We start from the raw sequence: 26,237 nt of genomic DNA on the forward strand, positions 1-26,237 counted from the left end.
GAAATAGTAGGTCTAAAGCCTACACAAAAAACTGTTGCAACTTCTCTTGAGATGTTTAGAAAGATACTTGATGAAGCTTTACCTGGCGACAATGTAGGTGTACTTTTGAGAGGTACAAAAAAAGAAGAAGTAGAGCGCGGTATGGTTCTTGCAAAACCAGGATCCATTACACCACATACAAAATTTAAAGCACAGGTATACGTCCTAACCAAAGAAGAAGGTGGTAGGCACACACCATTCTTTAATGGCTACAGACCACAATTCTACGTAAGAACTACAGATGTTACAGGTACAGTTCACTTAAAAGAAGGCGTAGAAATGGTTATGCCAGGTGATAATGTGGAAATGGAAGTAGAACTTATTGCTCCAATAGCACTTGAAAAAGAAACAAGATTTGCTATAAGAGAAGGTGGTAAAACTGTTGGTGCTGGTGTAGTTACTGAGATTATTAAGTGAGGGTGTTTTGAATGTCGCAAAAAATTAGGATTAAACTTAGAGCTTACGAAGCAAAAATATTGGATAGATCAGTAAAAGATATTATTGAAACTGTAAAAAGAACAGGAGCTACAATTAGAGGTCCTATACCACTGCCAACTGATATTACAAGGTATACTGTATTAAGATCTCCACATATTAATAAAACTTCGAGAGAACAATTTGAAATGAGAGTTCATAAAAGGCTCTTAGAAATAGATGATGCTACTCAGCAAACCGTTGATGCATTGATGAAAATAGATTTAGCTGCGGGTGTTGATGTAGAAGTAAAACTTTAAAAATTTAAAAAAGAGGTAAAAACCTTTTGGTTTCTCTACCTCTTATATATAGACTATAGGAGTAAAAAATGATAGGATTGATTGCAAAAAAAATTGGAATGTCAAGGATGTTTATAAATGGTAATGCAGTTGCTGTTACTATTTTAGAATCCGAACCTGCTGTAGTTACACAGATAAAAACAAAAGAAAATGATGGGTATAATGCTATACAGGTGGGTTTTGTAGATACAAAAGAAACAAGAATTACAAAAGCACAATTAGGTCATTTAAAAAAATCTGGTTCATCACCAAAAAAATATTTAAAAGAATTTAAAGTAAGCGATATTAGTGGTTTTAAATTAGGCGATAAGATTGAGATGGATATATTTAATGTAGGTGACGAAATTGATGTTGTAGGTACATCTAAAGGAAAAGGGTTTGCAGGTGCTATGAAAAGGCATAATTTTGCTGGTGGTCCGGATGGCCATGGGTCTATGTTTAACAGAAGGGTAGGTTCTATTGGAAACAGAGAATGGCCTGGTAGGGTTATAAAAGGGAAAAAAATGCCCGGACATTTAGGTAACGAACGAGTAACTATTAAAAACCTAAAAATTGCCTATATTGATAAAGAAAAAAATATAATAGCTGTAACTGGTGCAGTACCTGGCTCGAGGGGTTCTTATGTCACCTTATTAAGGAAAAAGGAGAAATTATCATGAAAATTGAATATTTTGATAAAGATGTTAATAGACTTGGAGAAATCGATTTTAATTTAAACTTTAAACCTTCAAGTAAGCCTGATATTATGTTAAACAGGGTAATCCGCGTATTGCTTGCAAACAAAAGACAGTGGACTGCTTCAACTAAAACTAGGTCTGAAGTTTCAGGTGGTGGTAAAAAACCATGGAAACAAAAGGGTACAGGCAGAGCCAGGGCTGGTTCAATTAGATCACCATTATTTAGAGGTGGGGGTGTAATTTTTGGGCCAAAACCAAAACTAGATTTCGAGTTAAAAATTAACAAAAAAGAAAAAAGAAAAGCGTTTTTGGAAGCACTTATAGATCATATTGAAGCAAAAACACTTATTTTACTTAATGATTTAGATTTTGGACAGCCAAAAACAAAAGTTGCTTTCGAATTAGTAAAAAAACTTAATGCTGATAAGTCATTATTTATTTTAGATAAAAATATGACAAATGCTTATTTATCGCTTAGAAATTTAAAATCAGTTGAGATTAGAAATGTAGACACAGTCAATGTCTACGATATAATGAGGTTTCCTAAAGTCGTTACAACAAAAGATATTTTTGAAAAATTAAGCAGGAGATTTGCAAATGGATAAGTGGGATATAATTAGAGGTCGTGTAGTCTCTGAAAAAGCTCTTATGATGCAAGAATTAAATAAATATGAATTTTATGTACCAGTCAAAGCTACAAAACCTGAAATTAAAAAATCAATAGAATCTATTTTTAATGTTAAGGTAAAAGATGTGAATGTTATTAATTCTAAGGGAAAAGTTAAAGTTTTTCGCGGCATTGTTGGTAAGAAGAATTCACGAAAAAAATGTGTAGTCACTTTAAAAGAAGGCTACAGTATAAATTTATAAAAAGGGGACGATATGGGTATAAAATATTATAAGCCTATTACAAACGGTATGAGGTTTGCAAGTGTTAGTGACTTTAGCGAAATAACAAAAACTGAACCAGAAAAATCTCTAACCATAATATTAAAAAAGAAATCGGGCAGAAATAATAAAGGTCATATTACCACTAGGTTTCGTGGTGGCGGCGCAAGAAGGTTGTACCGCATAATTGATTTTAAAAGAGACAAAAGAGATATAGAAGCCGTTGTAAAAGCAATCGAATATGACCCAAATAGAAGCGCAAGAATTGCCTTACTGAGTTATAAAGATGGTGAAAAAAGGTATATTTTAGCTCCAGTTGGTCTAAATGTTAACGATAAAGTGCAAGCAGGGGAAAATGTTGAACCAAAAGTAGGAAACGCACTTCCATTAAGAAAAATTCCAGTAGGTAGCTTTGTACATAATATAGAACTAAAAATCAATGGTGGTGGAAAATTAGCAAGAAGTGCCGGTACTTTTGCCCAACTTATGGCTAAAGAAGGCAAATATGTTACATTAAAATTGCCAAGTGGTGAAATGAGGTATGTATTAGCTGATTGTTATGCAACTATTGGACAGGTTGGAAACATTGATCATAATAATATAAACTATGGTAAAGCAGGAAGAGTCAGACATATGGGCAGAAGACCACATGTTAGGGGTGTAGCTATGAACCCAATTGATCACCCACATGGTGGTGGCGAAGGAAAAACAGGGACAGGTGGAACACCAGTAACACCATGGGGTAAACCAACAAAAGGTTACAAAACCAGACATAATAAACGTACAGATAAATTTATTATTAAAAGGATTAATTAGGGGGTTTAATGGCTAGATCACTAAAGAAAGGGCCGTTTGTTGATGAAAAATTGCTCAAAAAAGCAAATCAAGCAAAAGCGGAAGGTAAGAAAACTATCATAAAAACATGGTCAAGAAGAAGTGTGATTATCCCTGAATTTGTTGGTTTAACCTTTGGGGTTCACAATGGAAGAAAATTTGTACCTGTTTATGTAACAGAAAATATGGTAGGTTATAAATTAGGTGAATTTTCACCAACAAGGACTTTTAAAGGTCATAAAGGTGTTGTTCAAAAGAAGATAGGTAAATAGTGATTTCAAATAAACTAATCATGGGGGTAAGGTAGTGGAACACACAGTTAAATTGTCAAGAGCAAGAATTTCGCCTATAAAAGTTAGACAGGTTCTTGGTCTGATAAAAGGCAAAAAAGCAAGTGAAGCAATATCTATATTAAAACTTATGCCTAAAAAAAGCGCTTTGATACTTTCAAAATTAATAGAATCCGCTGTTGCAGGATGTTTAGAAAAAGGTGAAGATCCTAATAAATTTTATATTAAAACAGTATGCGCTGATGATGGTATAAGATTTAAAAGGTATAGACCAATGGCTATGGGTCGTGCAGGTAGAATACTTAAAAGAACCACAAACATAAAACTCGTATTGGCAAAGGAGGTGGATTTTGGGTCAAAAGGTTAATCCCATTGGATTAAGACTTGGAATAATAAAAACGTGGTCATCAAGATGGTTTGCAAAGAATGATTTTAAAGATAAATTACTTGAAGATCAAAAAATACGAAAAGAAGTAAAAGCAAAGCTGTATTATGCGGGTATTTCTAATATAGAGATCGAAAGGAAAATGAATAAGCTAACACTAAATATATATGCAGCAAGACCGGGCATATTGATTGGAAAAAAAGGATCAGAAGTTGAAAAAATTAAGAGTTTTGTAAATGATTTAACTAAATCTGAAGTTTCAATAAATATTAGAGAAGTTAATGCACCAGAAACGGATGCCCAGTTAATAGCAGAGAATATTGCTTTGCAGATTGAAAAAAGGACACATTTTAGAAGAGCCATGAAAAAAGCTGCATATCTGGCTTTGAGAAAAGGTGTTCAAGGTATTAAAATTCAATGCGCGGGTAAGCTTGGTGGTGTCGAAATGGCTCGCACAGAATGGATAAAAGAAGGGCGTGTGCCACTTACCACACTTAGAGCAAACATTGATTACGGTTTTGCAGAAAGTTTGACAACTGCTGGTATAATAGGTATAAAAGTTTGGGTCTTTAAAGGCTACGTAATGGATTAAAGGAGAAAAACATATGTTAATGCCAAAGAAAACAAAATATAGAAAATATCAACGCAATAGAAGTGGTGTGAAAGGTTTAACAAAAAGAGGAAGTGAACTTGCATTTGGTGAGTATGGCTTGAAAGCTATTGGAAGGGGCGAAATCACAAGTAATCAGATAGAAGCCGCTAGAATTGCCATAAATAGAAGACTAAAACATCAAGGTAAAGTTTGGATAAGGATATTTCCGGATTTTCCACTTACGAAAAAGCCAGCAGAAACAAGGATGGGTAAAGGAAAAGGTTCAATTGAAAAGTGGGTTTGTATAGTTAAGCCCGGACGAATTTTATATGAAATTGGCGGTGTAACTGAAGAATTGGCAAAAAGCGCTTTTGAGTTAGCTGCTTCCAAACTAAATATCCAGACTAAATTTGTAAAGAGTGGAGAGTGGCTATGAAGAAAAACGATATAGCAGCCATGGATATAAAAACTTTGAAAGAAACAGAGCAAAAAATTAGAGAAGAACTTATGCGTTTAAGATTGAAAAAAGGTTTTGAGCAGCTAGAGAATCCTAAAAGAATGAGAAATTTAAGAAAAGATTTAGCACGAGTTTTAACAAGAGTTAAACAATTGGAGAAAGCCTTATGAGTAAGTTTGTTGGAGAGGGTATTGTAGTTAGTGATAAAATGAATAAAACCAGGGTGGTTCGAGTTGAAGAGTACAAATTACACCCAAAAATTAAAAAATATGTTAAGAAAACAAAGAAGTTTAAAGTTCATGATGAGCTAAATGAGTCAAAAGTTGGTGATATTGTCCAATTTATAAGTTGCAGGCCAATATCAAAACAAAAAAGCTTCAGGTTGCTTAAGATTGTGCAAAAATACTCTGGATTGGGAGATGAAATATGATACAACCATATACAATGCTTAAATCAGCAGATAATTCTGGAGCAAAAAAAATAATGTGCATAAAAGTTCTTGGCGGATCAAAAAGAAGGTATGCTTATGTCGGCGATATTATAGTCGCATCTGTCAAGGAAGCAATACCGAATGGTAAAGTAAAAAAAGGTGACGTGGTTAAAGCTGTGATTGTTAGGACTAAAAAAGAGTTTAGAAGAGATGACGGTTCTTATATAAGGTTTGATGAAAATGCTGCAGTTATAATTAATAACCAAAAAGAACCAATTGGAACAAGAATTTTTGGGCCTGTAGTAAGAGAGCTTAGGATGAAGGATTTTATGAAAATTATATCTTTGGCCCCAGAGGTTCTATAAGGAGTAAAAAATGGCGAATGTATACTCACAGATGAAAACAAAACTTAAAAAAGGTGATTTAGTAAAAGTTTTAGTTGGCAAAGACAAAGGAAAAACAGGAAAAATCATTTCTTTTGTGCCAAAGAAAAACAGAGTTATTGTTGAAGGCATTAAAATAATAAAAAAACATGAAAAAGCCACTCAAACATCGAAAGGTGGAATAATTGAAAAAGAAGCGCCTATTGACATATCAAATGTAATGCTTGTATGCCCTCATTGCAACAAACCTACACGGGTTGCAAGTAAGATTTTAGATGATGGCACAAAAGTAAGGGTTTGTAAAAAATGCAACGAAACAATTTAATAGCGGAGGTTCTAAGTTGTATATACCTAGTATGAAAAAACACTATAGAGAAAATGTCATACCATATATGATGCAAAAATTTTCATATAAAAACGTTATGCAGGTTCCAAGATTGGAAAAAATTGTTATAAATGTCGGGATGGCTGAAGGTGCAACTGACATTAAAATGTTGGATTCTGCTCTTGAAGAGCTTGCTGCCATAACAGGTCAAAAAGGCGTAATTACAAGAGCTAAAAAATCGATTGCCAACTTCAAATTGAGAAAAGGTCAACCAATAGGTTGCAAGGTAACATTAAGAAAAGATAGAATGTATGAGTTTTTAGAAAGGTTTATCAGTTTTAGCTTACCCAGAATTAGAGATTTTAGAGGTGTTTCAAAAAAGAATTTTGATGGCCGAGGTAACTATACGCTTGGTGTTACAGAGCAATTGATTTTTCCAGAAATAAATTACGATAAAATATTAAAAATTCATGGTATGAGTATTTCTTTTGTTACTACTTCAAAGAGCGACGAAGAGGCTTTTGAGTTATTAAAAGCTTTCGGTGTGCCCTTTGCTAAAGCAAGTTAGGAGGATTAATGGCTAGAAAGGCAATGATTGAAAAAGCTAAAAAAACACCAAAATTTAAAGTTAGGTCTAAAAATAGGTGTAATATATGTGGAAGATCAAGGGGTTATATGAGGGATTTTGGTATTTGTAGGATTTGTTTTAGAAATCTGGCATCAAAGGGAGAAATTCCTGGTATAACCAAAGCAAGCTGGTAGGAGTAATCAATGAATAGAATTAGTGATTCATTATCAAGTTTAAAAAATGCCTTATCAACAAAAAAAACAGATGTAATAATATACGGAAATAGTGTTGTTAAAAATATCTGCGAAATATTAAAAAAAGAAGGCTACATAAAAAATTATGAGATTATTGATCCTTTAAAAACGCAAATAAAAGTTGAATTAAAATATCTTGATGAAAAACGAAAAAAACCTGCTTTAAGTGAAATAAAGATTGTAAGCAAACCATCAAGAAGAGTATATGTGAAATCTGATGAAATAAAACCAGTAGTAAGTGGCTTAGGTATTGGTATTATATCAACCAATCAAGGTGTAATGACAACTTATCAAGCAAAAAAGAAAAGACTAGGTGGAGAACTGATCTGTGAGTTGTTTTAGGAGGAAAAAATGTCTCGTATAGGTAAAAAAGTTATTGAGCTGCCTAAAAACGTTGATTTGAACATAGAAAAAGATAAAGTAATAATCAAAGGTCCCAAGGGAGTTTTAACTCAAACCATTAAACCAGAATTCGTAGAAGTAGTTAAAGAAGGTAATACTTTGATTGTTAAAAATATAAATGAAGAACATAAAAAAGCTAATGCATTTCATGGTTTATATAGAAGTTTGATCGCAAATGCAGTTTTTGGCGTAACTAATGGTTTTAAAAAAGAACTAATTATAGAAGGCGTTGGATATAGAGCAAGCGTAGAATCAAAAAAAGTAAAGTTAAGTCTTGGATTTTCACACGATGTTTTTTATCCAATTCCCGATGGCATTACTGTAGAAGTCGATAAAACCGGTACGAACATAACAATATCTGGGATTGATAAATATTTAGTAGGTCAAGTCGCAGCTGATATCAGAGCATTTAAAAAAGTTGAACCATACAAAGGTAAAGGCATTAGGTATAAAGATGAAAAAGTCAGAAGAAAAGCTGGTAAAGCTGCAGGAAAGTAGGAGGTTGAATGTTAAAAAAACGCAGTAGAAACGAATTGAGATTAAAAAGAAAAACTCGTATAAAGTATAAAATCAGAGGAACTCTGCAAAAACCAAGATTGTGCGTATTTAAAAGCTTAAATCACATATATGCTCAACTAATTGATGATACAACTGGTAATACAATTATTAGCGCTTCAAGTTTAGATAGTCAATTAAAAGGTAAGGTAAAAGGTTGTAATATTGAAACTGCAAAGCAAGTAGGTATTCTAATAGCAAAAAAGGCTTTAGAAAAAGGGATATCAAATGTTGTATTTGACAGAAATGGTTATTTGTATCATGGAAAAGTTAAAGCCTTAGCAGATGCTGCAAGAGAAGGCGGTTTGATATTTTAGGAGGTTCAAGTGGATAAAGGTTTTCAAGAATATGTTATAAAAGTTGGAAGAGTTGCTAAGGTTGTAAAGGGTGGTAGAAGATTTAGGTTCAATGCATTAGTTGTAGTAGGCGATGGAAACGGTCAGGTTGGTATAGCGTTAGGTAAATCAAAAGAAGTTTCCGAAGCAATTAAAAAAGCTGTAGAAAAAGCAAAAAAAGAAATGTTTAGAGTTCCTATTACTGAAGATGGCAGTATACCTCATATTATTCAAACAAAGCAGGGTTCTGGAATTGTTTTATTAAAACCTGCTAAACCAGGTACTGGTATAATTGCAGGTAATACTGCAAGGTCTATTTTAGAAGCATGCGGTATTAAAAATATAGTAACCAAATCTATTGGTTCAAATAATCCGTTTAATTTGTCAAATGCTATCATTAAAGCTCTCAAACTGCTAAGAAGCAAAGAAGAAATATTGAAAGGAAGGGGATTAGCACAATGACGCTTAAAATTACAATGACAAGAAGTTGCATTGGTCAAAAGGATAAAATAAAAAAAGTAGCAAGGTCTTTAGGTTTAAAAAGGCCAAACCAGTTTGTATTAAGAAAAGACACACCTCATATAAGAGGGATGATTAAAAAGCTATATTTTATGGTTAAAGTTGAAGAAGTTGAATAAGTTAATAAGGAGTATTAATATGCAGTTATTTGAATTGCCAAAAATAGTTGATAAACGCAAAAGAGTTGGAAGAGGTGATGCAAGCGGTTATGGTACCACAGCAGGCAAAGGCAATAAAGGCGAAAGGGCTAGAAGCGGCCATGGGCACTTGAGTGCATACTATGAAGGCGGACAAACACCTATTTATAGAAGATTACCAAAAAGGGGTTTTAAAAACCAATTCAAAATAGAATACGATATTGTAAATCTTCATACACTAGATAAAAAATTTAATGAAAATGATGAAGTTACACTTGAAACACTTATATCAAAAGGACTGGTAAGTGGTAAAAGGTTGGTAAAAATTCTAGGAAACGGTACTTTGTCAAAAAAATTAAATATTAAAGCACACGCTTTTTCAAAGCAAGCAATCAGCAAAATTGAACAATCAAATTCTACATTTGAGGTTCTTTGATGCAAGATTATTCAAACATGTTTAATGTGCCAGAGCTAAATAAAAGGCTTTTTTTTACATTTATAATGTTTGTTGTATTTAGATTGGCAGCTCATATACCAACTCCGGGCGTTGATACGCATGTTTTAGCTACTCTTGTAAATCAGAATCAGTCTACCGCACTGGGATTATTCAATCTTTTTAGTGGTGGTGCGATAAGTAACTTCAGTATAGTTTCGCTTGGTATTATGCCCTACATTTCTGCTGCTATTATTTTGGAATTGTTTACTGCTGTGAGTCCAGAGCTTGCAAAATTAAAAAAAGAAGGCGAATCAGGTAGGAGAAAGATATCCGAGTATACAAGATACCTAACTGTGATAATATCGCTTTTGCAGGGAATTGGCATTGCAATAGGTTTGCAATCTATGCATGGGCCAAATAATGCACCTGTTGTTATTTGGCATGGCATAGGTTTTATTATATTTGCAGACATAACATTGACAACAGGTACTGTATTTTTAATGTGGATTGGTGAGCAGATAACAGAACGAGGTATTGGAAATGGTATATCTCTTATTATTTTTGCAGGTATTATTGCAAGACTTCCTGCTGCTATAGGTAACACTTTTAACTTGGTAAGCTCTGGTGATATGTCGATATTGGCTTTGCTTTTGATATTTGTAGTAGTAATAGGAGTTATTGCGTTAATAATATTTGTTGAGTTAGCTCAAAGACGAGTAACAGTTCAATATCCTCGAAGAATGGTTGGAAAACGTTTATATAATGCACAAAGTAGCTATATACCATTAAAAATAAATGTATCAGGCGTTATACCACCAATTTTTGCTTCTTCTATAATGTTGTTTCCTGCAACTATAGCAAAAGTTATAAATGTGCCTTTTATCCAAAAAATATCTAACTGGCTAAATCCTGGCGGAACTTTATATAATGTATTCTATGTTATACTGATTTTCTTTTTTGCTTATTTTTACACATCTATTGCTTTTAACCCAAGAGATGTAGCAGATAATCTTAAAAAGAATGGTGGTTTTATACCAGGCATAAGACCAGGTAAATATACTGCTGATTTCCTTGACTGGATACTTACAAGGCTTACTTTTGTAGGTGGGATATATTTATCATTTGTTTGTGTATTGCCATGGATTTTAATGCAACATTTTAGTGTACCATTTTATTTTGGTGGCACAGCTGTATTGATTGTTGTTCAAGTTGCTCTTGATACAATAATGCAAATACAGGCCCATCTTTATATGAGAAATTATGATGGTTTTTTGAAAAAAGGAGGTAAATAGGTGATTTTAATATTACTTGGAGCTCCAGGAGTTGGAAAGGGTACTCAATCGCAAAACATTATTAAAAAATATTCAATTGTTCAAATATCTACTGGCGATATTTTAAGAAATGAAGTTAAAAACGAAACCGAACTTGGCCTTACTGCCAAGCAATATATGGAAAAAGGTGAGCTCGTCCCAGATGATATTATAATAAAAATGATAGAAAAACGCATATCGCAACCTGATTGCGCAAATGGTTTTTTACTTGATGGTTTTCCAAGAACAATTGAACAGGCAAAAAGTTTTGACAAAATGATAAAACAAAAAGGGTTAGATCTTGATAAAGTAATATATATAGATGTTGCTGATGATGAAATCATAGATCGACTTACGTTAAGAAGAGTTTGTCCAACTTGCGGTGCAATTTACCATTTGAAAAACAAACCTCCAAAACAAGATATGATATGTGATATTTGTGGATCAAAATTGATTCAAAGAAGTGACGATACAAAAGAAACTGTTGAAAACAGACTAAAAGTCTTTAAAGAACACACAAAACCTTTGATTGAATATTATGAAAAACAAGGAAAATTAAACTCGGTAAGTGGTTTAGGTACAGTAGATGAAGTGTTTTCTAGAATACTAACAGCATTAAGTAGCATATGATAATTTTAAAATCAAAGCAAGAAATAGAAAAAATGCGTATTGTAAACGCAATGGTAGCTAAAGTATTAAATATGTTGAAAAATGAAGTAAAACCTGGTATAACAACATATGAGCTTGATAGGCTTGCAATGGAATATTCTGCTAAATTGAATGCAAAGCCAGCTTTTTTGGGATACGGAGGTTTTCCAAACGCTTTGTGTGTTTCTGTTAACGAAGAAGTAGTGCATGGTATTCCTTCCAAGAAAAAAATCTTGAAAGAAGGTGATATAGTAAGCTTGGATTTTGGCTTATTTTATGATGGTTTTTATGGAGATTCAGCTATTACTGTTGGCGTGGGTAGCATTTCAAAAGCAAAGCAAAAGCTTATTGATGTAACTCACGATAGCTTATATAAAGGCATAGAGCAAGCAAGAGCGGGTAATTATTTATTTGATATTTCAAGGGCAATTCAAAATTTTGTAGAATCAAATGGTTTTAGCGTAGTAAGGGATTATGTTGGTCATGGTATAGGCAGAAATCTGCATGAAGAGCCTCAAGTTCCTAATTATGTACCTAGCAATAGTCCAAATGTCCTGTTAAAGGTGGGAATGACGCTGGCAATTGAGCCAATGGTAAACATGGGTTCTTACGAAATTGAGGTTAAAAAAGATGGTTGGAGTGTTGTTACAAAAGATAAACTGCCTTCTGCGCATTTTGAACACACTATAGCAATTTTAGAAGAAGGGCCTTTAATATTGAGCAAGGAGAATTAACATTTATGGCAAAAGAAAAGCCAGTAGTAGTTGAAGGTGAGGTTATTGAAGCACTACCTAATGCAATGTTTAGAGTAAAATTGGATAACAACCATGTAGTTTTAGCTCATGTTGCTGGTAAAATGCGTATGCACTTTATTAAGATCTTACCTGGAGATAGAGTAAAGTTAGAAATTTCGCCATACAGTATAGAAAAAGGTAGAATAATTTATAGATATAAATAAAAAATAATGGAGGTTAAATAAATGAAAGTAAGATCTTCTGTGAAAAAAATTTGTCCAAAATGCAAAATAATAAAAAGAAAAGGTGTTGTTAGGGTTATATGCGAAAACCCAAAACACAAACAAAGACAAGGTTAGGAGGTTAAATGGCTCGTTTAGTTGGTGTAGAGTTACCAAAAAATAAGCGTATAGAGATTGCCTTAACATACATATATGGTATAGGTAAATCTAGAGCTAAAGAAATACTTCAAAAAACCGGCGTTGATCCTAACAGAAAAACGGATGATTTAACACCAGATGAGTTGCAAAAATTAAGATCAGCGTTGTCTAACTATACGATAGAAGGTGAACTGAGAAAAATTGTTGGAATGAATATTAAACGATTAATGGATTTAGGAAATTATAGAGGTTTAAGGCATAGGAAAGGTTTGCCTGTAAGAGGTCAAAGAACCAGAACAAATGCAAGAACAAGAAAAGGCAGGAGAAAAACAGTTGGAGGTAAATAATGGTTTTTAAGGAGAAATTGAATGGCTGAAGCAAAAAGAAAAAAAGTAAAGAAAGTAAGTTCAAGTGGTGTGGCTCATATTCAGTCTACATTTAACAATACAATTGTTACTATTACAGATAAAGATGGCAATGTTGTATGCTGGTCATCATCAGGAAGTGTAGGCTTTAAAGGAACTAGAAAAGGTACTCCGTTTGCAGCCCAGATGGCAGCTGAGCAAGCTGCTAAAGTAGCATTGCAAAGAGGTATGAAAGAGGTTGATGTCCGTGTCAAAGGTCCTGGTTCGGGAAGGGAAACTGCTATTAGGGCACTGCAGGCAGCTGGTCTAAAAATTAAATCTCTAAGAGATGTAACACCTATACCACATAATGGTTGTAAACCACCAAAGAAAAGAAGAGTTTGAGGGGTGATATAATATGGCAGTTTATCATGGTCCATCATGCAGAAAGTGCAGAGCGTTAGGCTTAAAATTATTTTTGAAAGGTGAAAGATGCGTTACTCAAAAATGTGCATTTGAAAGAGCTCCTTACCCACCAGGAAAAGACAAAACATCAAGAAGAAAATTAAAAAGCTATACAGAGCATTTATTGGAAAAACAAAAAGCTAAAGCATATTATGGAGTACTTGAGAGACAATTTAGAAGGTATTTTAAAAACGCAAAACAAATGCCAGGTCAAACGGGCGAAAATTTAGTCAAAATACTTGAGTGCAGATTAGACAATATTGTTTATAAAGCAGGTTTTGCATCATCAAGAAAGCAAGCAAGACAGTTAATTAGCCATGGCAATATATTGCTTAATGGCAGGAAAGTAACAATTCCTTCTCTAATTGTTTCTAAAAACGACATAATTAGTATTAAAGAAAAATTAAAAAGCTCTCAAGAATTAAAAGAAAAGATTGATTATGCCTATAAATCCGGTATTGCACCCTGGTTGAGTTTGGATCCAAACAATATGTCAGTTAAGGTGCTGGATATACCATCGATTGAGGATATAAGGGTACCATTTAAAGCTGATACAATAGTTGAGCTTTATTCAAGATAAGATTAAAGAAAGGTTGGATTATGAGTAATGATATTTTTGAATATTTACAGTTGCCCCAAGAAATAAAAGTTGAACGTATAAATGAAAGGCATGAAAGATTTATATTAGAGCCTATTAATGAAGGTTTTGCTACTACTATTGGCAATGCTCTAAGAAGGGTATTGTTATCATCCATTCAGGGTATTGGTATAGTGGGTATTAAAATAGAAGGCGTAGAACATGAATTTAGCGGAGTAAATGGCGTTAAAGAAGATGTTATTACTATTATTTTAAATTTAAAAGATGTAATTTTTAAAAGTTTGTCTGAAAACTTTAAAGAATGTGTTTTAAAAATAAATAAGAAAGGGCCTGGTGTGTTGAAAGCCAGTGATATAGAATTGACTTCTGATCTTAAAATCATAAATCCAAACCATTATATTGCTCAGCTTAATGATAATGTTGATTTTCATGCTGAAATTTACTTAAAAAAAGGCATCGGCTACAAACAATCAAATCAGGAAAGCGCTAATAGAGAAATTGGCTATATTCCTGTAGATGCTTTGTTTACTCCTATAAGACGCGTGTCTTTTAGTGCAGACAAGAGTATGGAAAGAGGCTTTTACGATTATGAAAGATTAGTATTAGAAGTGGAAACAGATGGTAGTATTACACCAAAAGAAGCTTTAGGACAGGCAAGCTATATTTTAAATTCTCATTTTAAGTTATTTATGGGTAGTTTTAAAGAACCAGAGCCAGATTTAGGATATGGCAATGATAATGAGGAAATAGATGAAAATCTTTTAAAAACTGTTGATGATCTTGAATTGAATGTAAGGGCTTCTAACTGTTTGAGAAATCATGATATAAAATATATTTGGCAACTAGTACAAAAGACAGATTTAGATTTACTTAACACAAGAAATTTTGGTAAACAATCATTGAAAGAAATTAAAGCAGCTTTAAAACAAATGGGTTTAAGTTTAGGTATGACATTCGATGAAAAATATATAAAACGAATAGAAGAAGCCATAAAAAGGAGTGAGGAATGAGGCATAGAAAGGCTTATAGAACACTAAGTATAGATAGCGATAGACGAAAAGCGCTTCTTAGAAATTTAGCAATTGCATTAATTGAACATGGTCAGATAAAAACTACTGATGCTAAAGCAAAAGAATTGCAAAGATTCATAAGTAAGCTTGTAAGTATTGGCAAAAAAAATACGCTTTCTTCTAGAAGACTTTTATTATCAAGATTGCCTCATAAACCATCAGTTAAAAAATTACTTAATGACATTGTACCTAAGTATATAGACAAAAACGGTGGTTATGTTGGGATATACAAAATAGGCTACAGACAAGGTGATGCAGCTAAAATTTCTCTTATAAAATTTCAATAGTTTTCAAGCAATGTTTAAAAAGTACAGATACTTCCTGGGAGTGTCATTGACACTCCTTTTTTTTGCTATAGATTGGGTTAGTAAATACTATCTGGCAAAATTTACTATAAATCATACTATTACAGTTATACCTAATTTTTTTAATCTGGTTTATGTGCAAAATACTGGCATAGCGTTTGGATTTTTAGCTCACTTAAGCGGGATATATAGATTTATTTTTTTGATAGCAATAAGTGCTATCGTTGTAATTATTGCATTTTATTTTATGTTTAAAGAAAACACATCTAAAACGTTATTCATTGGCTTAACCATGCTTGCTGGCGGAGCTTTAGGTAACCTATACGATAGAATCGTGCATGGCTATGTTTTGGACTTTTTTGATTTTTACATAAAAACCTATCACTATCCGGCTTTTAATTTTGCAGATTCATTTATTACGATAGGGATCTTGCTTATCTTATACGATAAGATAAGCAAGAAAAATTAATTTTATAGTGTAAGCATTTCTAATATTTCTTTGTATCTTTTAGCAGTTTTTTCAACAATATTATCAGGTAGGACTGGACCTGGATATGTTTTATTCCAATCAAGTGTTAAAAGGTAATCTCTTACAATTTGTTTATCAAAACTATCTTGAGGTTGACCTTCTTTGTAAGTTTCTACAAGCCAAAATCTGGATGAGTCGGGTGTTAGCAACTCATCAATTAACATAAGCTTACCATTATAAAAACCAAACTCCATTTTTGTATCGGCTATTATGATACCTTTTTCTAATGCGTATTGACTTGCTTTATCGTATATTTTTAAGCTAATATCTTTTATTTGAGATGCAATATCATTTCCAATCATATTGGACATTTGCTCGAAAGTTATATTTTGATCATGGCCGCTTTCTGCTTTAGTGCTAGGTGTAAAGATAGGTTCGGGTAACTTTTGAGATTCTTTTAAATTTTTTGGTAATTCTATTCCACATATTTTACCTGTTTGTTTATACTCTAGCCAGCCAGAACCAGAAATATAGCCTCTTACAATACATTCTATTAGAATTGGCTCTGTTTTTTTTACAAGCATGCTGCGTTTCTGGAGTAACTTAATGTATTGTTTTAATTGGGATGGATACTCATTTATATCAGCAGTTATTATGTGGTTTTGTATGATGTTTTTTGTTTTGTCAAACCAAAACAAAGAAATCTGCGTCAAAACTTCCCCTTTACCAGGTATTCCATTTGGCAAAATTACATCGAATGCCGATATTCTATCTGTTGCAACAATAAGTAATTTTTCATCAATTTCATAAACATCCCTAACTTTGCCTCTTTTTAAAAGATTTACCCCCCCTAAATTAGTTTCCAAAACAACTTCACTCATTAAAACCCTCTTTATAATAAATTTTTTTCACATATTTATTATACAATTATTTAAATATTTTTCAACAACTTTTATATAAAGCCCTCCAACCTATCATAAAGCAACAATACAGGGTGTAGGTTATTTGCAGATAGTGTAGAAATAGAGTTTAGCTGGCTTATATAGCTATCAAAAAAAGTCTTTTTAGCATTTAGCAGTGCTTGAATACTACTGTCATATTCGTTTAGAATTTTCATGGATATTTTTACCATAGCCATAGTGTATTTTCTTATCATAGAAAATTGAGCAAACCTGTCCCACTCGTTTACAATTCTTATTGAGTTTACGTAGTCTATGACTTTTTGGAAACCAAAGACTTCGTTTGTTTTTTCTATTGTTTGAACCACCTGGATAAAGTTTTTGTCAGTTTTTCTTGTTATGTAGTATGCCAATATAAAGTCATCCATAAAGTAGAATTGAGCGATTTTTTCTGCTAGTTCTTTTGAAAAGTATTTAGATAGCTCTTTTGTTTTTTCTTCGTACTTTGATTTAAATACACCTTCTTTTATGGTATTTTCAACATAGTAATCCATGTAGCCTAATATCTCTTGTTTGTACACATACTCTATAATTGAATCACCAAATAGGTATAACTGGTTTGTAGCAAATTTTTCTACTGCGTAAAACATATCTATTATGGTGTTATAGATTACTGATTGATCAATCTTATCTTCAAAAGAAAATATTTCGTTTCTTATATTTTGCACATCAAGAAGATCGTATATGAAAATAAGCGTTTTTATTATAGATGTGTAAGGCTGGTTTGTAAGCATGTTTAGCTTTATCAGACAACCCACACCATTGCTGTTCACAATAAGGTTTGTAATGTAGGTTGAGCCTATTTCTTTTTTCAATAGGTGCTTTTGTATGTGTTCTTTGTAGACCTCTCTTGCAGAAGGTGGAAAGTAAAGCAAAGCGTATTTATCTATCAGGTATTTGTCAAAGTTTGTTTCTTTTAGTATGTTTGTATATATAAATATCTTTAGAAAAGAAAGCATAATAGAAAGCTCAGGTTTAGTATAGCCAATACCTGAGTCAATGCGAGCTGCAAGTGTTAGCTTGTTTGGAAAGTAATATTCAGATTCGCTAAATAGCTTTTTTTGCTTGAAAAACTCAACTAGCTCATAGAATATCTCTGGTTCTTTGATAGACCTTATCTCGTCAAGAGACACAGCCAGGCTTTGCATGTAGTTATGGTCAAGCACCCTTTGTATGACTTCAGGTGTAAGTTTTTTTAAAATAGCATTGCGCTCATCTAGGTCTTTAATTACTTTAGATTCCATTAGATCATTTAAGAGAATTTTGAGGTTTACTTCCTGATCTGATAGATCAACACCTGCTGAGTTATCCAGAGAGTCTGTATTTATTTTACCTTTAAGCAGTGCATACTCAATGCGAGCTTTCTGTGTGAAACCTAAATTTGCACCCTCTCCTACAACCTTTGCCCTTACCTGGTTTGCATTTATACGTACATTGTCATTGGTTTTATCGCCTGCTTCTTCGTTTGTTTCATCGCTTGCTTTTACGTATGTTCCAACACCACCCATCCATAACAGATCAACATCTGCTTTGAGTATCAGTTTGATTAGATCTTCTGAAGAGACTCTATCTTCGTTTGTTTTTAAAAACTCTTTTGCTTGAGGTGATAACAAAATGGATCTTTCATCTCTTTTGCATACAAAACCACCTTTTGATAGTACCTCTTTGTTGTAAAAACTCCAGCTTAGGGCATTGTCAAATAACCTTTTTCTTTCTTTGTATGAAGCTTCTATATCTGGGTTTGGGTCGATAAATATTTCTTTATCGTTAAAAGCTGCTTTTAGCTGTATGTTTTTTAGTTCAATCATAGCATTTCCAAACACATCTCCACTCATATCCCCAATGCCAACGACGCTTATTGGCGTTGAGTCAAGTTTTATGCCAAGCTCTCTAAAGTGTCTTCTTGTGCACACAAGGGCGCCTTTTGAAGTAATACCAAGTTCTTTGTGGTCATAGCCGAACTTACCACCGGAAGCAAAAGCATCTTTTAACCAGAAGTTGTATTCATTTTGGGCTATATCATTTGCAATATCCGAAAACTTTGCTGTCCCTTTGTCTGCTGCTACAACAAGGTAAGGGTCAAAATCATCATAGCATACTACTTCATCTGGCCTGATACGCTCTTTTGAGCTTGAATAGTTATCTGTGATATCAAGCATGCCTCTAATTAGTGTTTTGTATGATTCAATGGCTTTTTCTTGTAAGTGACCCCCATTTGTGTGCTTTATTATAAAACCGCCTTTTGAGCCTACAGGGACAATGACAGCATTCTTTACCATCTGTGTTTTCATTAGTTCTAAGATCTCTAATCTGAAGTCATCTTTTCTATCGCTCCATCTTATACCACCTCGCGCTACCTTGCCGCCTCTTAAATGACAGCCTTCCATTAAAAAAGAGTGTACATATATCTCATACATAGGTCTTGGAAGGGGCATTTTTGATACCTTAGAAGAGTCTATTTTTAAAGATATGTAGTGGTAAGGTTTTTGTTTGTAAAAGTTTGTTCTGATTGTAGAGTCTATTATGTTAAATATAGCACTTAGTATCTTATAGTCTTGTATATTGTTTATTGTTTCCAATTCTTTATTTATTTGCTCAAAGAGTTCTTTTGTATTGCGCTGGTCTAAAGTTGGGTTAAACTTTTGATCAAATGCTTCAATAAAGCGCTTTGACAAATGGGAGTACTTAATTAAAGAACCAAGCATTGATATCCTTTTTACGCTAAAATCTACCTGCATCAGGTAATTGCCAAATGTCCTTAATAAGTCTATCTGTTTGTAGTCCAAAAGCTCTTTTGTGGTAAGTATATTTAGCTCATCGTTTTCTACAACCTTATCAATTACAGCAAGAAAGTTTTCTTCTACAAGACGGGCATTTTTTTCTATGTCAAAGTCAAAACTCTTTTCTATATTGTACCTTTGGATAAGTATATTTTTATCTTTAATGTTTAACTCAAAGAAATCTTCATACAATGCATTTAATCCTAAGTTTTTTAAAACAGGTAAAACTTCGTATAAAGGTATTTTGCAAAAAGCATAAACCTTAAAAAACAACTCATCTTTGTGCTTAAAAAACCTTACCTGTTTATTTTGAGTTGCTATTACATCCAGTATTGCCTGTGTATCAATCAGTGCTTCATCTGGTTCAATGTTTAGCTTGTAGTCATCATTAAAGCAAGATAGACATGAGTCTTTGATATTGTGTCTGGCTAAAAGCTCAGAGTAGGAAGAAGACCAGGTTTGTGAATCTAACATAAATAACCTCCTGTTAATTCTTAATTAAGATTATATTATTGACTAAACTCATGTCAAGCGTTAGTTAATAAGTATTTTTACTTGAATTTATAAGTTTTTTTTGATAAAATATTTTTTAAAAAAGGAGTGAAAATATGACGATAAAACAAACAATTACTTATAATGATTTTGAAAAAGTAGATATAAGGGTAGGTAAAATCTTAACTGTAGAAGATTTTCCGAAAGCACGAAAAAAAGCTTACAAATTACTAATTGATTTTGGTAGTGAAATAGGCTTGAAACGATCAAGTGCACAGATTGTTGATAATTATACAAAAGAAGAATTGGTAGGAAGGTTAGTTTTGGCAGTTGTTAATTTTGTACCTAAGCAAATTGCAGATTTTTTATCAGAAGTATTGGTGTTTGGTGTTAATGACAAAAATAATAACGTAAAACTTTTATGTGTAGATGGTGAAGTGGAACTAGGAAAGAGTGTATTTTAAAAAAATTGTTGGTCAAAAAGATTGACAAAAAAACTCAAATTGAATATAGTTTAGACAGATTTAATTTTAATTTAGGAGGTTTTATATGTTAGCAAATGCTAAAATTAGCGTTATTGGTGCAGGTCAGGTTGGTGCTACAACAGCAGTGAGGATTGCAGAAAAAGAGTTGGCAAGGCAGGTTGTTTTGGTAGACATAGTTGAAGGTTTACCACAAGGCAAAGCCTTGGATGAAATGGAAGCTTCTCCAATTGAAGGCTTTGATACAGAAATTATAGGCACAAACGATTACAAAGACACAGAAAATTCCGATATCGTTGTAATTACTTCTGGGCTACCCAGAAAACCTGGCATGTCAAGGGATGATTTACTAAGTGTTAACGTCAAAATCGTTAAAGAAGTTACAGAACAAGTGGCAAAATACTCTCCAAATTCTATAATTATAGTAGTTACAAACCCATTAGATGCTATGGTTTATACGGCAAGCAAGGTGAGCGGTTTTGCAGATAATAAAGTTATGGGTCAAGCAGGATGCTTGGATTCGACTCGATTTAAGAGATTTATTGCATGGGAAGCAGGTGTTAGTGTAAAGTCTGTTGAAGCTATGACACTTGGTGGCCATGGTGATGATATGGTGCCTTTAGTTAGCTACTCTACAATTAGAGGTGTTCCGATTAGTCAATTTTTCACAAAAGAACAAATTGATAGACTTGTAGACAGGACGAGAAATGGTGGAGGTGAAATTGTAAAATTACTAAAAACTGGTTCAGCATTCTATGCAACTAGTTCTGCAATAGTACAAATGATTGACTCGATCGTAAGGGATAAAAAAGATGTTTTACCATGCGCTGTTAAGACACAAGGCAAATATGGTTTAGAAAAGGATTTATTTGTAGGTTTACCTGTAAAACTTGGTATGTCAGGCGTAGAAGAAATTGTTGAGTTAAAGTTATCAGAAGAGGAATTAAAAGCATTAAAAGTATCTGCAGATCATGTTAAAGAATTATGCAATAGAGTTGAAGAATTAAAACTTTTATAGAAGGTGGCTTATGTCTAGCATTAGAGAAATAAATGTCTCTATCATTGAAGATGCTATTTATAATTTAGCAATTGAAGCTGCTTATAAATTGCCTGATGATATTCATCAAAAAGAGAAAGAAGCGTTTGAAAAGGAAAAATCTCCTGTTGGCAAAGCAGTATTGGAAACTATTTTAAAAAATGTAGAAGTATCTGCACAAGGGGTTTTTCCCTTGTGCCAGGATACAGGTTTGGCTGTAGTATTTATGGAGATAGGCCAGGATGTTCATTTTGTAGAAGGAAATTTGATAGATGCTATAAATAAAGGTGTTGAAAGGGCCTATAAAGATGCGTATTTAAGAAAATCAACATGTGATCCGCTTACGAGAAAAAATTTAGGTAACAATTTGCCAGCTATAGTGCATACATTTATAGTGCCTGGTGATAAGGTTAAAATCTTTTTTGATGCAAAGGGTGGCGGAAGTGAATCTATGAGCAAAGTGCAGATGCTAAAACCTGCTGACGGTAGAGATGGTATAATAAAAACCGTGGTTGATTGGGTAATAGAAGCTGGTCCAAATCCATGTCCACCCACTATAATCGGAGTAGGTATTGGAGGCGATTTTGAACGTAGTGCAATCTTAGCAAAAAAAGCAACACTAAGGCATTTAGGAGAAAAAAACCCAGATCCAAGACTTGCAGAAATGGAAGAAGAAATATTAACAAAACTTAATAACTCGGGTATAGGTCCTGCAGGCCTTGGCGGTATCACTACATCTCTTGGTGTTCATATAGAGATGGAACCTTGCCACATCGCAACACTGCCTTTGGCTATAAATACAGCGTGCCATGTAAACAGGCATAAAGAAATTTTAATTTGAGGAGCACTATATGGCAGAATATAAATTAAAAACACCTTTAACAGATGAAGACATTATTAAGCTTAAAGCAGGTGATAAGGTTTATTTAAGTGGTGTAGTATATACAGGTAGGGATGCGGCACACATGCGCATGATAGAATCACTTAAACAAGGTGGAGAGTTACCTTTTGATCCCAAAGGGCAGGTTATTTATTATGTAGGTCCAAGTCCAGCAAGGCCAGGCTATCCAATAGGCTCAGCAGGACCAACGACAAGTTATCGTATGAATCCCTTTGCTCCTATACTAATTGAAAAAGGCTTAAAAGGCATGATAGGCAAAGGTAAAATGAGTCAGGAAGTTAAAGACGCTTGTGTTAAATACAAAGCTGTTTATTTTGCAAGTATCGGTGGCGCAGCAGCTGTTGTAGGCAGCGCAATAAAAAAAGCAGAGGTTATAGCTTACGATGATTTGGGTCCAGAAGCTGTAAGGAAACTTGAGGTTGAAGATATGCCCGTTTTTGTTTGCTACGATGCTTATGGAAATGATCTTTATGAGCTCGCAAAAAAAGAGTGGGCTAATAAATTATGAAATATTTGACATTTTATAAATTTTAAGTTAATATTCTAACAAATTTTATGAAAGGGGGTTTGAGGCTAAGATTTTAGCCGAGAAACGCTTATGAATTGGTATCGACCAAGTGCATCTTATAAGTGGCACGAAGGTTTTGTAGCTTGGGTTTTGCATAGGGTGACGGGTTTACTTTTAATTTTGTACCTTTTTGCCCATGAATGGGTAATATCAAATTTACAAAACCCACAAAGCTACTCTCAGGCAATGGGCGTTCTTGAAAGTCCTGTATTTAAGTTATTAGAAGTTGGTCTGTGGCTTGTAGCAGCATATCATGCTGTAAATGGTTTAAGGGTAGTGCTTGTTAATTTTGCAGGAGCAGCAGAACGCAGCAATTACAAAACTAACGTATGGATTTTTTGGGTTATTTTTGCCTTAGTTTTTGTAGCAGGCGCTATACCTATGTTGATGGGTTTAGCTGGCTAGGAGGTAGATTATGGAATACATGAGAGGATATATTGATAGGTATCAAGGCAGTAGCAAATCAGGTGAATTTAATTGGTTAATGCAGCGTGTATCAGGTATTGCTCTATTAGTACTTTTGCTTGGACACTTTTTTATACAGCACTTTATTAGTGCACCAGTGGGCGGAGCAGGTTATGCTGCAGTAGCTGCAAGACTGTCTGATTTAGGATGGAAGCTTTTTGATATGACATTTGTGACATTTGCACTTTATCATGGTATAAATGGTATATTTATGGTTATAGAAGATTATGTTTATTCTGGATGGAGGGTTTTTTGGAAAGGATTTTTTTGGGTAGTTGGCGTACTATACTGGGTTTTAGCTGCGCTAACCATTATACCATTTAAGGGCTAAAAGGAGGCTAATGTGGCTGATATAAAAGTTAAACTTGAAGAATTTGATGTTATTATAGTTGGTGCTGGTGGTGCAGGTTTGGCTGCTGCTGTGCAAACCGGACTTGCTAAACTAAAAACTGCTGTTATTACAGAAGTTTATCCAACAAGATCTCATACTGTATCTGCTCAAGGTGGTATTGCAGCTGCTCTTGGTAACATGGAAGAAGACCACTGGATTTGGCATATGTATGATACTGTTAAAGGTTCTGACTACTTAGGCGATCAAGATGCTATAGAAGAGTTTATTAAACATGCACCAGAGACAATATACGAGCTAGAACACTGGGGAGTGCCTTTTTCAAGGAATGAAAATGGCACAATTTACCAAAGACGATTTGGCGGACACACAAGAAACTTTGGCGAGTCAGCAGTTCAGAGGGCATGTGCAATAGCAGACAGATCCGGCCATGCATTATTGCACGCATTATTTGAGCGCACATTAAGACCTGATATTGTTCAATATGTAAGTTATTATACAGAGTACTATGCAGCAGAATTATTTAGAGAAAAAGAAACTGGACGAGCAATAGGAATTTTGGCCTGGGATATGGTAAATGGTGGATTTACTATGTTTTTTGGCCAAGCAGTAATTTTTGCAACCGGTGGCAATACAAGAAACTATAGAACTGGTACTAACGCTCATATTAATACTGGAGATGGGTGGAAGCTTTGCTTAAAAGCTGGTGTTCCAATTGAAGACCCAGAGTTTGTCCAATTTCACCCAACAGGTATTTATGGTGTCGGAAACCTTATAACAGAAGGTGTTAGAGGTGAAGGTGGTTATTTAGTTAATGGTCTTGGTGAGCGTTTTATGCCAAAATACGCACCTAAAGTTATGGATCTTGCCTCTCGCGATGTTGTTTCACGTGCTATGGCAACAGAAGTAAGAGAAGGTAGAGGCGTGGGTCCAAAGAAAGACCACATACTGCTAAAATTAGACCATTTGGGCAAAGATTTAATTATGTCAAAACTTCCAGGAATATGGGAACTTGCTTATAAATTTGTAGGTGTGGATTGTACAAAAGAACCTATACCAGTCCAACCAACGGCTCACTACCATATGGGTGGTATACCTACTAATATAAAAGGTGAAGTTGTAGATTGGGATGGTGAAAAAGAAGTTAGAATTCCAGGTCTTTATGCAGCTGGTGAGTGTGCTTGTCAATCAGTGCATGGAGCTAACAGGCTTGGTACAAACTCATTGCTAGATCTTGTTGTGAACGGTAAACAGGCAGGACAGTGGGCGGCAAGATATGTTTTAGAAGAAAAACCAGAATGGCCGACTCCACCGCTTGAAAATATAGCCGATGAGTACGGTAAAGAAACTATTGAACAGGTTAAAGCTTATTTTGATGGTGGTCCAGGCGAAATTAAAATGGATGATATATGGGAGAGATTAAGAGATTCTATGCAGCACAACATGTCTGTGTTTAGAATTGAAAGTGGACTTAAAGAAGAATTAAAAGAAATAGATAAATATTTTGAAGAATTTAAAAAAGTTGGCATGACAGATAAAAGCCCATATTTCAACACTGAGTTGATTGAGCTACTAGAACTTGAATCTCTACTTTATGTTTCTAAAGTGGAAACAGAAGCTGCTCTTGCAAGGCAGGAAAGCCGCGGTGGTCATTTCAGGGATGATTATCCAGAAAGGGATGATGTCAATTGGCTTAAACATACCCTTGTCAAATGGAAAGATGGGAAAGTGGAACTTGACTACAAACCTGTTAGAATGAAAGGTGCAACTGCGCCAACATTCCCACCAAAGAAAAGGGTATATTAAGGAGGGGCAAGATGGCATTTGATGTTGGAGATAAAGTAATATTTAAGGTATTTAGGTACGATCCTGCAAAAGATAAAGCTCCTTATTTTAAAGATTATGAAGTTACTATAGAAAGAAAAGGAATGATGGTGCTTGATGGTTTAAATCAAATAAAGTGGCATATAGATGGTTCACTTAGTTATAGAAGAAGCTGCAGGGAAGGCGTATGTGGTTCTGATGGTATGAATATAAACGGCATGAATACAACTTCCTGTATGGCTCATATTGAGGATTACAACAGCAATGTTTTAATTATTAAACCTCTACCAGGTTTTCCTGTTATTAAAGATCTGGTATGCGATTTTACTGACTTTTTTAATAAGTATTATGCAGTAAAGCCGTATCTAATAGAAAAAACACCACCACCTGGAACAGAGAGATTGCAGAGTGTAGAAGACAGGGCAAAAATTGATGGTTTGTATGAGTGCATATTGTGTGGATGCTGTTCAAGCTCTTGTCCTTCCTATTGGGCTGATCCAGATTATTTGGGTCCAAGTGCATTACTTAATGCAGCACGTTTTGTTATGGATACAAGGGATGAAGGCAGCGATGAGAGACTTGATGCTGTAAATAATATACACGGTGTATGGCGATGCCATACTATATTAAACTGTATACATGCCTGCCCAAAAGAATTAAACCCCACAAAAGCTATAGCATCTCTCCAAAAAGAGATTTTAAAACGCAAGTACTAGTTTACTTTAAGAAGGGCTTTTGCCCTTCTTTTTTCTTTTCAAAAATCAATTACTATGCTAAAA

Annotated in this window: 43 protein-coding genes; 41 read left to right on the top strand and 2 right to left on the bottom strand. The window is 34.0% G+C overall.

What is annotated here, in order from left to right; all coding sequences use genetic code 11:
- The 33 genes from BLQ93_RS02865 to lspA all read left to right on the top strand — a co-directional run.
- Window positions 1-456 (top strand): EF-Tu C-terminal domain-related protein (locus tag BLQ93_RS02865; protein ID WP_245670437.1); only part of this gene is annotated, 456 nt, incomplete at its 5' end.
- A gap of 11 nt (window positions 457-467) precedes the next feature.
- A complete protein-coding gene (rpsJ, locus tag BLQ93_RS02870; RefSeq protein ID WP_025391453.1) occupies window positions 468-773 on the top strand; it encodes a 30S ribosomal protein S10 in 306 nt (101 codons plus the stop codon).
- A gap of 68 nt (window positions 774-841) precedes the next feature.
- Window positions 842-1,471: a 50S ribosomal protein L3 gene (gene rplC / locus BLQ93_RS02875; protein WP_025391454.1), complete on the top strand. Its 630-nt coding sequence runs from the start codon at window positions 842-844 to the stop codon at window positions 1,469-1,471.
- On the top strand, window positions 1,468-2,094 hold the full coding sequence (gene rplD, locus BLQ93_RS02880; RefSeq protein ID WP_025391455.1) for a 50S ribosomal protein L4: 627 nt from the start codon (window positions 1,468-1,470) through the stop codon (window positions 2,092-2,094). The genes rplC and rplD overlap by 4 nt, the downstream gene beginning before the upstream one ends.
- Window positions 2,087-2,359: a 50S ribosomal protein L23 gene (rplW, locus tag BLQ93_RS02885; protein WP_025391456.1), complete on the top strand. Its 273-nt coding sequence runs from the start codon at window positions 2,087-2,089 to the stop codon at window positions 2,357-2,359. Before rplD ends, rplW begins: the two co-directional genes overlap by 8 nt.
- Before the next feature lie 12 nt (window positions 2,360-2,371).
- Window positions 2,372-3,193 carry a 50S ribosomal protein L2 gene (gene rplB, locus BLQ93_RS02890; protein ID WP_025391457.1) on the top strand — a complete coding sequence of 274 codons (822 nt, stop codon included), beginning with the start codon at window positions 2,372-2,374 and terminating at the stop codon, window positions 3,191-3,193.
- 8 nt (window positions 3,194-3,201) lie between these two features.
- Window positions 3,202-3,483, top strand: coding sequence for a 30S ribosomal protein S19 (gene rpsS, locus BLQ93_RS02895; protein WP_025391458.1), 282 nt, complete (start codon window positions 3,202-3,204; stop codon window positions 3,481-3,483).
- 34 nt (window positions 3,484-3,517) lie between these two features.
- A complete protein-coding gene (gene rplV, locus BLQ93_RS02900) occupies window positions 3,518-3,868 on the top strand; it encodes a 50S ribosomal protein L22 (protein WP_092128058.1) in 351 nt (116 codons plus the stop codon).
- On the top strand, window positions 3,852-4,478 hold the full coding sequence (gene rpsC, locus BLQ93_RS02905) for a 30S ribosomal protein S3 (RefSeq protein WP_025391460.1): 627 nt from the start codon (window positions 3,852-3,854) through the stop codon (window positions 4,476-4,478). Before rplV ends, rpsC begins: the two co-directional genes overlap by 17 nt.
- Before the next feature lie 13 nt (window positions 4,479-4,491).
- Window positions 4,492-4,914: a 50S ribosomal protein L16 gene (rplP, locus tag BLQ93_RS02910; RefSeq protein ID WP_092128060.1), complete on the top strand. Its 423-nt coding sequence runs from the start codon at window positions 4,492-4,494 to the stop codon at window positions 4,912-4,914.
- Window positions 4,911-5,105, top strand: coding sequence for a 50S ribosomal protein L29 (gene rpmC / locus BLQ93_RS02915; RefSeq protein ID WP_025391462.1), 195 nt, complete (start codon window positions 4,911-4,913; stop codon window positions 5,103-5,105). The genes rplP and rpmC overlap by 4 nt, the downstream gene beginning before the upstream one ends.
- A complete protein-coding gene (gene rpsQ, locus BLQ93_RS02920; protein ID WP_025391463.1) occupies window positions 5,102-5,365 on the top strand; it encodes a 30S ribosomal protein S17 in 264 nt (87 codons plus the stop codon). Before rpmC ends, rpsQ begins: the two co-directional genes overlap by 4 nt.
- On the top strand, window positions 5,362-5,730 hold the full coding sequence (rplN, locus tag BLQ93_RS02925) for a 50S ribosomal protein L14 (protein WP_025391464.1): 369 nt from the start codon (window positions 5,362-5,364) through the stop codon (window positions 5,728-5,730). The genes rpsQ and rplN overlap by 4 nt, the downstream gene beginning before the upstream one ends.
- 10 nt (window positions 5,731-5,740) lie before the next feature.
- A complete protein-coding gene (gene rplX / locus BLQ93_RS02930; RefSeq protein ID WP_342670532.1) occupies window positions 5,741-6,073 on the top strand; it encodes a 50S ribosomal protein L24 in 333 nt (110 codons plus the stop codon).
- 31 nt (window positions 6,074-6,104) lie between these two features.
- Window positions 6,105-6,641 carry a 50S ribosomal protein L5 gene (gene rplE, locus BLQ93_RS02935; protein WP_038572191.1) on the top strand — a complete coding sequence of 179 codons (537 nt, stop codon included), beginning with the start codon at window positions 6,105-6,107 and terminating at the stop codon, window positions 6,639-6,641.
- Between the two features lie 8 nt (window positions 6,642-6,649).
- On the top strand, window positions 6,650-6,835 hold the full coding sequence (locus BLQ93_RS02940) for a type Z 30S ribosomal protein S14 (protein WP_092128062.1): 186 nt from the start codon (window positions 6,650-6,652) through the stop codon (window positions 6,833-6,835).
- 9 nt (window positions 6,836-6,844) lie between these two features.
- Entirely contained in the window at window positions 6,845-7,237 is a 393-nt protein-coding gene (gene rpsH, locus BLQ93_RS02945) for a 30S ribosomal protein S8 (protein ID WP_025391468.1), read from the top strand.
- A 9-nt stretch (window positions 7,238-7,246) separates the two neighbouring features.
- A complete protein-coding gene (gene rplF / locus BLQ93_RS02950; protein ID WP_025391469.1) occupies window positions 7,247-7,795 on the top strand; it encodes a 50S ribosomal protein L6 in 549 nt (182 codons plus the stop codon).
- Window positions 7,796-7,803: 8 nt separating this feature from the next.
- Complete coding sequence (rplR, locus tag BLQ93_RS02955; RefSeq protein WP_092128064.1) at window positions 7,804-8,169, top strand: 50S ribosomal protein L18; 366 nt, start codon at window positions 7,804-7,806, stop codon at window positions 8,167-8,169.
- Window positions 8,170-8,178: 9 nt separating this feature from the next.
- A complete protein-coding gene (gene rpsE, locus BLQ93_RS02960; protein ID WP_025391471.1) occupies window positions 8,179-8,649 on the top strand; it encodes a 30S ribosomal protein S5 in 471 nt (156 codons plus the stop codon).
- Window positions 8,646-8,825, top strand: a complete 180-nt coding sequence (gene rpmD, locus BLQ93_RS02965; protein WP_025391472.1) for a 50S ribosomal protein L30 — start codon at window positions 8,646-8,648, stop codon at window positions 8,823-8,825. Before rpsE ends, rpmD begins: the two co-directional genes overlap by 4 nt.
- 19 nt (window positions 8,826-8,844) lie before the next feature.
- Window positions 8,845-9,279 carry a 50S ribosomal protein L15 gene (gene rplO / locus BLQ93_RS02970; protein ID WP_038572194.1) on the top strand — a complete coding sequence of 145 codons (435 nt, stop codon included), beginning with the start codon at window positions 8,845-8,847 and terminating at the stop codon, window positions 9,277-9,279.
- Window positions 9,279-10,571 carry a preprotein translocase subunit SecY gene (secY, locus tag BLQ93_RS02975; protein WP_173801002.1) on the top strand — a complete coding sequence of 431 codons (1,293 nt, stop codon included), beginning with the start codon at window positions 9,279-9,281 and terminating at the stop codon, window positions 10,569-10,571. Before rplO ends, secY begins: the two co-directional genes overlap by 1 nt.
- Entirely contained in the window at window positions 10,572-11,219 is a 648-nt protein-coding gene (locus BLQ93_RS02980; RefSeq protein ID WP_092128070.1) for an adenylate kinase, read from the top strand.
- Window positions 11,216-11,971 (top strand): type I methionyl aminopeptidase, encoded by a 756-nt coding sequence (map, locus tag BLQ93_RS02985; RefSeq protein WP_025391476.1) that lies wholly within the window; start codon window positions 11,216-11,218, stop codon window positions 11,969-11,971. Before BLQ93_RS02980 ends, map begins: the two co-directional genes overlap by 4 nt.
- A 5-nt stretch (window positions 11,972-11,976) precedes the next feature.
- The gene (gene infA, locus BLQ93_RS02990) at window positions 11,977-12,195 is read left to right on the top strand and encodes a translation initiation factor IF-1 (protein ID WP_025391477.1); all 219 of its coding nucleotides are present in this window, start codon (window positions 11,977-11,979) and stop codon (window positions 12,193-12,195) included.
- Window positions 12,196-12,216: 21 nt separating this feature from the next.
- The gene (gene rpmJ / locus BLQ93_RS02995) at window positions 12,217-12,330 is read left to right on the top strand and encodes a 50S ribosomal protein L36 (protein WP_025391478.1); all 114 of its coding nucleotides are present in this window, start codon (window positions 12,217-12,219) and stop codon (window positions 12,328-12,330) included.
- Between the two features lie 8 nt (window positions 12,331-12,338).
- The gene (gene rpsM, locus BLQ93_RS03000; protein ID WP_025391479.1) at window positions 12,339-12,698 is read left to right on the top strand and encodes a 30S ribosomal protein S13; all 360 of its coding nucleotides are present in this window, start codon (window positions 12,339-12,341) and stop codon (window positions 12,696-12,698) included.
- 21 nt (window positions 12,699-12,719) lie between these two features.
- Entirely contained in the window at window positions 12,720-13,100 is a 381-nt protein-coding gene (gene rpsK, locus BLQ93_RS03005; RefSeq protein ID WP_025391480.1) for a 30S ribosomal protein S11, read from the top strand.
- 13 nt (window positions 13,101-13,113) lie between these two features.
- Window positions 13,114-13,740 carry a 30S ribosomal protein S4 gene (gene rpsD, locus BLQ93_RS03010; RefSeq protein WP_092128072.1) on the top strand — a complete coding sequence of 209 codons (627 nt, stop codon included), beginning with the start codon at window positions 13,114-13,116 and terminating at the stop codon, window positions 13,738-13,740.
- Window positions 13,741-13,760: 20 nt separating this feature from the next.
- Window positions 13,761-14,768, top strand: coding sequence for a DNA-directed RNA polymerase subunit alpha (locus BLQ93_RS03015; RefSeq protein ID WP_092128074.1), 1,008 nt, complete (start codon window positions 13,761-13,763; stop codon window positions 14,766-14,768).
- A complete protein-coding gene (gene rplQ, locus BLQ93_RS03020; protein ID WP_025391483.1) occupies window positions 14,765-15,115 on the top strand; it encodes a 50S ribosomal protein L17 in 351 nt (116 codons plus the stop codon). The genes BLQ93_RS03015 and rplQ overlap by 4 nt, the downstream gene beginning before the upstream one ends.
- Window positions 15,116-15,125: 10 nt before the next feature.
- A complete protein-coding gene (gene lspA / locus BLQ93_RS03025; RefSeq protein ID WP_092128076.1) occupies window positions 15,126-15,602 on the top strand; it encodes a signal peptidase II in 477 nt (158 codons plus the stop codon).
- Between the two features lie 2 nt (window positions 15,603-15,604).
- Here the strand turns inward: lspA and BLQ93_RS03030 are convergent, their stop codons facing one another.
- Complete coding sequence (locus BLQ93_RS03030) at window positions 15,605-16,483, bottom strand: phosphoribosylaminoimidazolesuccinocarboxamide synthase (protein ID WP_092128078.1); 879 nt, start codon at window positions 16,481-16,483, stop codon at window positions 15,605-15,607.
- Between the two features lie 71 nt (window positions 16,484-16,554).
- The gene (locus BLQ93_RS03035; protein ID WP_092128079.1) at window positions 16,555-19,815 is read right to left on the bottom strand and encodes an NAD-glutamate dehydrogenase domain-containing protein; all 3,261 of its coding nucleotides are present in this window, start codon (window positions 19,813-19,815) and stop codon (window positions 16,555-16,557) included.
- Between the two features lie 134 nt (window positions 19,816-19,949).
- Between BLQ93_RS03035 and BLQ93_RS03040 the strand changes: the two genes are divergently transcribed.
- The 8 genes from BLQ93_RS03040 to BLQ93_RS03075 all read left to right on the top strand — a co-directional run bounded on the left by BLQ93_RS03040 (window position 19,950) and on the right by BLQ93_RS03075 (window position 26,174).
- Window positions 19,950-20,297 carry a tRNA-binding protein gene (locus tag BLQ93_RS03040; RefSeq protein WP_092128081.1) on the top strand — a complete coding sequence of 116 codons (348 nt, stop codon included), beginning with the start codon at window positions 19,950-19,952 and terminating at the stop codon, window positions 20,295-20,297.
- Window positions 20,298-20,382: 85 nt separating this feature from the next.
- Complete coding sequence (gene mdh / locus BLQ93_RS03045; RefSeq protein WP_025391488.1) at window positions 20,383-21,333, top strand: malate dehydrogenase; 951 nt, start codon at window positions 20,383-20,385, stop codon at window positions 21,331-21,333.
- 10 nt (window positions 21,334-21,343) lie between these two features.
- Complete coding sequence (locus BLQ93_RS03050; protein ID WP_084323525.1) at window positions 21,344-22,192, top strand: fumarate hydratase; 849 nt, start codon at window positions 21,344-21,346, stop codon at window positions 22,190-22,192.
- A 10-nt stretch (window positions 22,193-22,202) separates the two neighbouring features.
- Entirely contained in the window at window positions 22,203-22,760 is a 558-nt protein-coding gene (locus tag BLQ93_RS03055) for a Fe-S-containing hydro-lyase (protein WP_025391490.1), read from the top strand.
- Window positions 22,761-22,850: 90 nt separating this feature from the next.
- Window positions 22,851-23,225, top strand: a complete 375-nt coding sequence (sdhC, locus tag BLQ93_RS03060; RefSeq protein ID WP_025391491.1) for a succinate dehydrogenase, cytochrome b556 subunit — start codon at window positions 22,851-22,853, stop codon at window positions 23,223-23,225.
- A gap of 10 nt (window positions 23,226-23,235) precedes the next feature.
- A complete protein-coding gene (locus BLQ93_RS03065) occupies window positions 23,236-23,616 on the top strand; it encodes a succinate dehydrogenase, hydrophobic membrane anchor protein (protein ID WP_025391492.1) in 381 nt (126 codons plus the stop codon).
- Between the two features lie 12 nt (window positions 23,617-23,628).
- Entirely contained in the window at window positions 23,629-25,440 is a 1,812-nt protein-coding gene (sdhA, locus tag BLQ93_RS03070) for a succinate dehydrogenase flavoprotein subunit (RefSeq protein WP_092128082.1), read from the top strand.
- Window positions 25,441-25,451: 11 nt separating this feature from the next.
- Window positions 25,452-26,174 carry a succinate dehydrogenase iron-sulfur subunit gene (locus BLQ93_RS03075; RefSeq protein ID WP_025391494.1) on the top strand — a complete coding sequence of 241 codons (723 nt, stop codon included), beginning with the start codon at window positions 25,452-25,454 and terminating at the stop codon, window positions 26,172-26,174.
- Window positions 26,175-26,237: the final 63 nt, after the last annotated feature.

The organism is Desulfurella multipotens, from assembly GCF_900101285.1.
Classification (GTDB): domain Bacteria; phylum Campylobacterota_A; class Desulfurellia; order Desulfurellales; family Desulfurellaceae; genus Desulfurella; species Desulfurella acetivorans.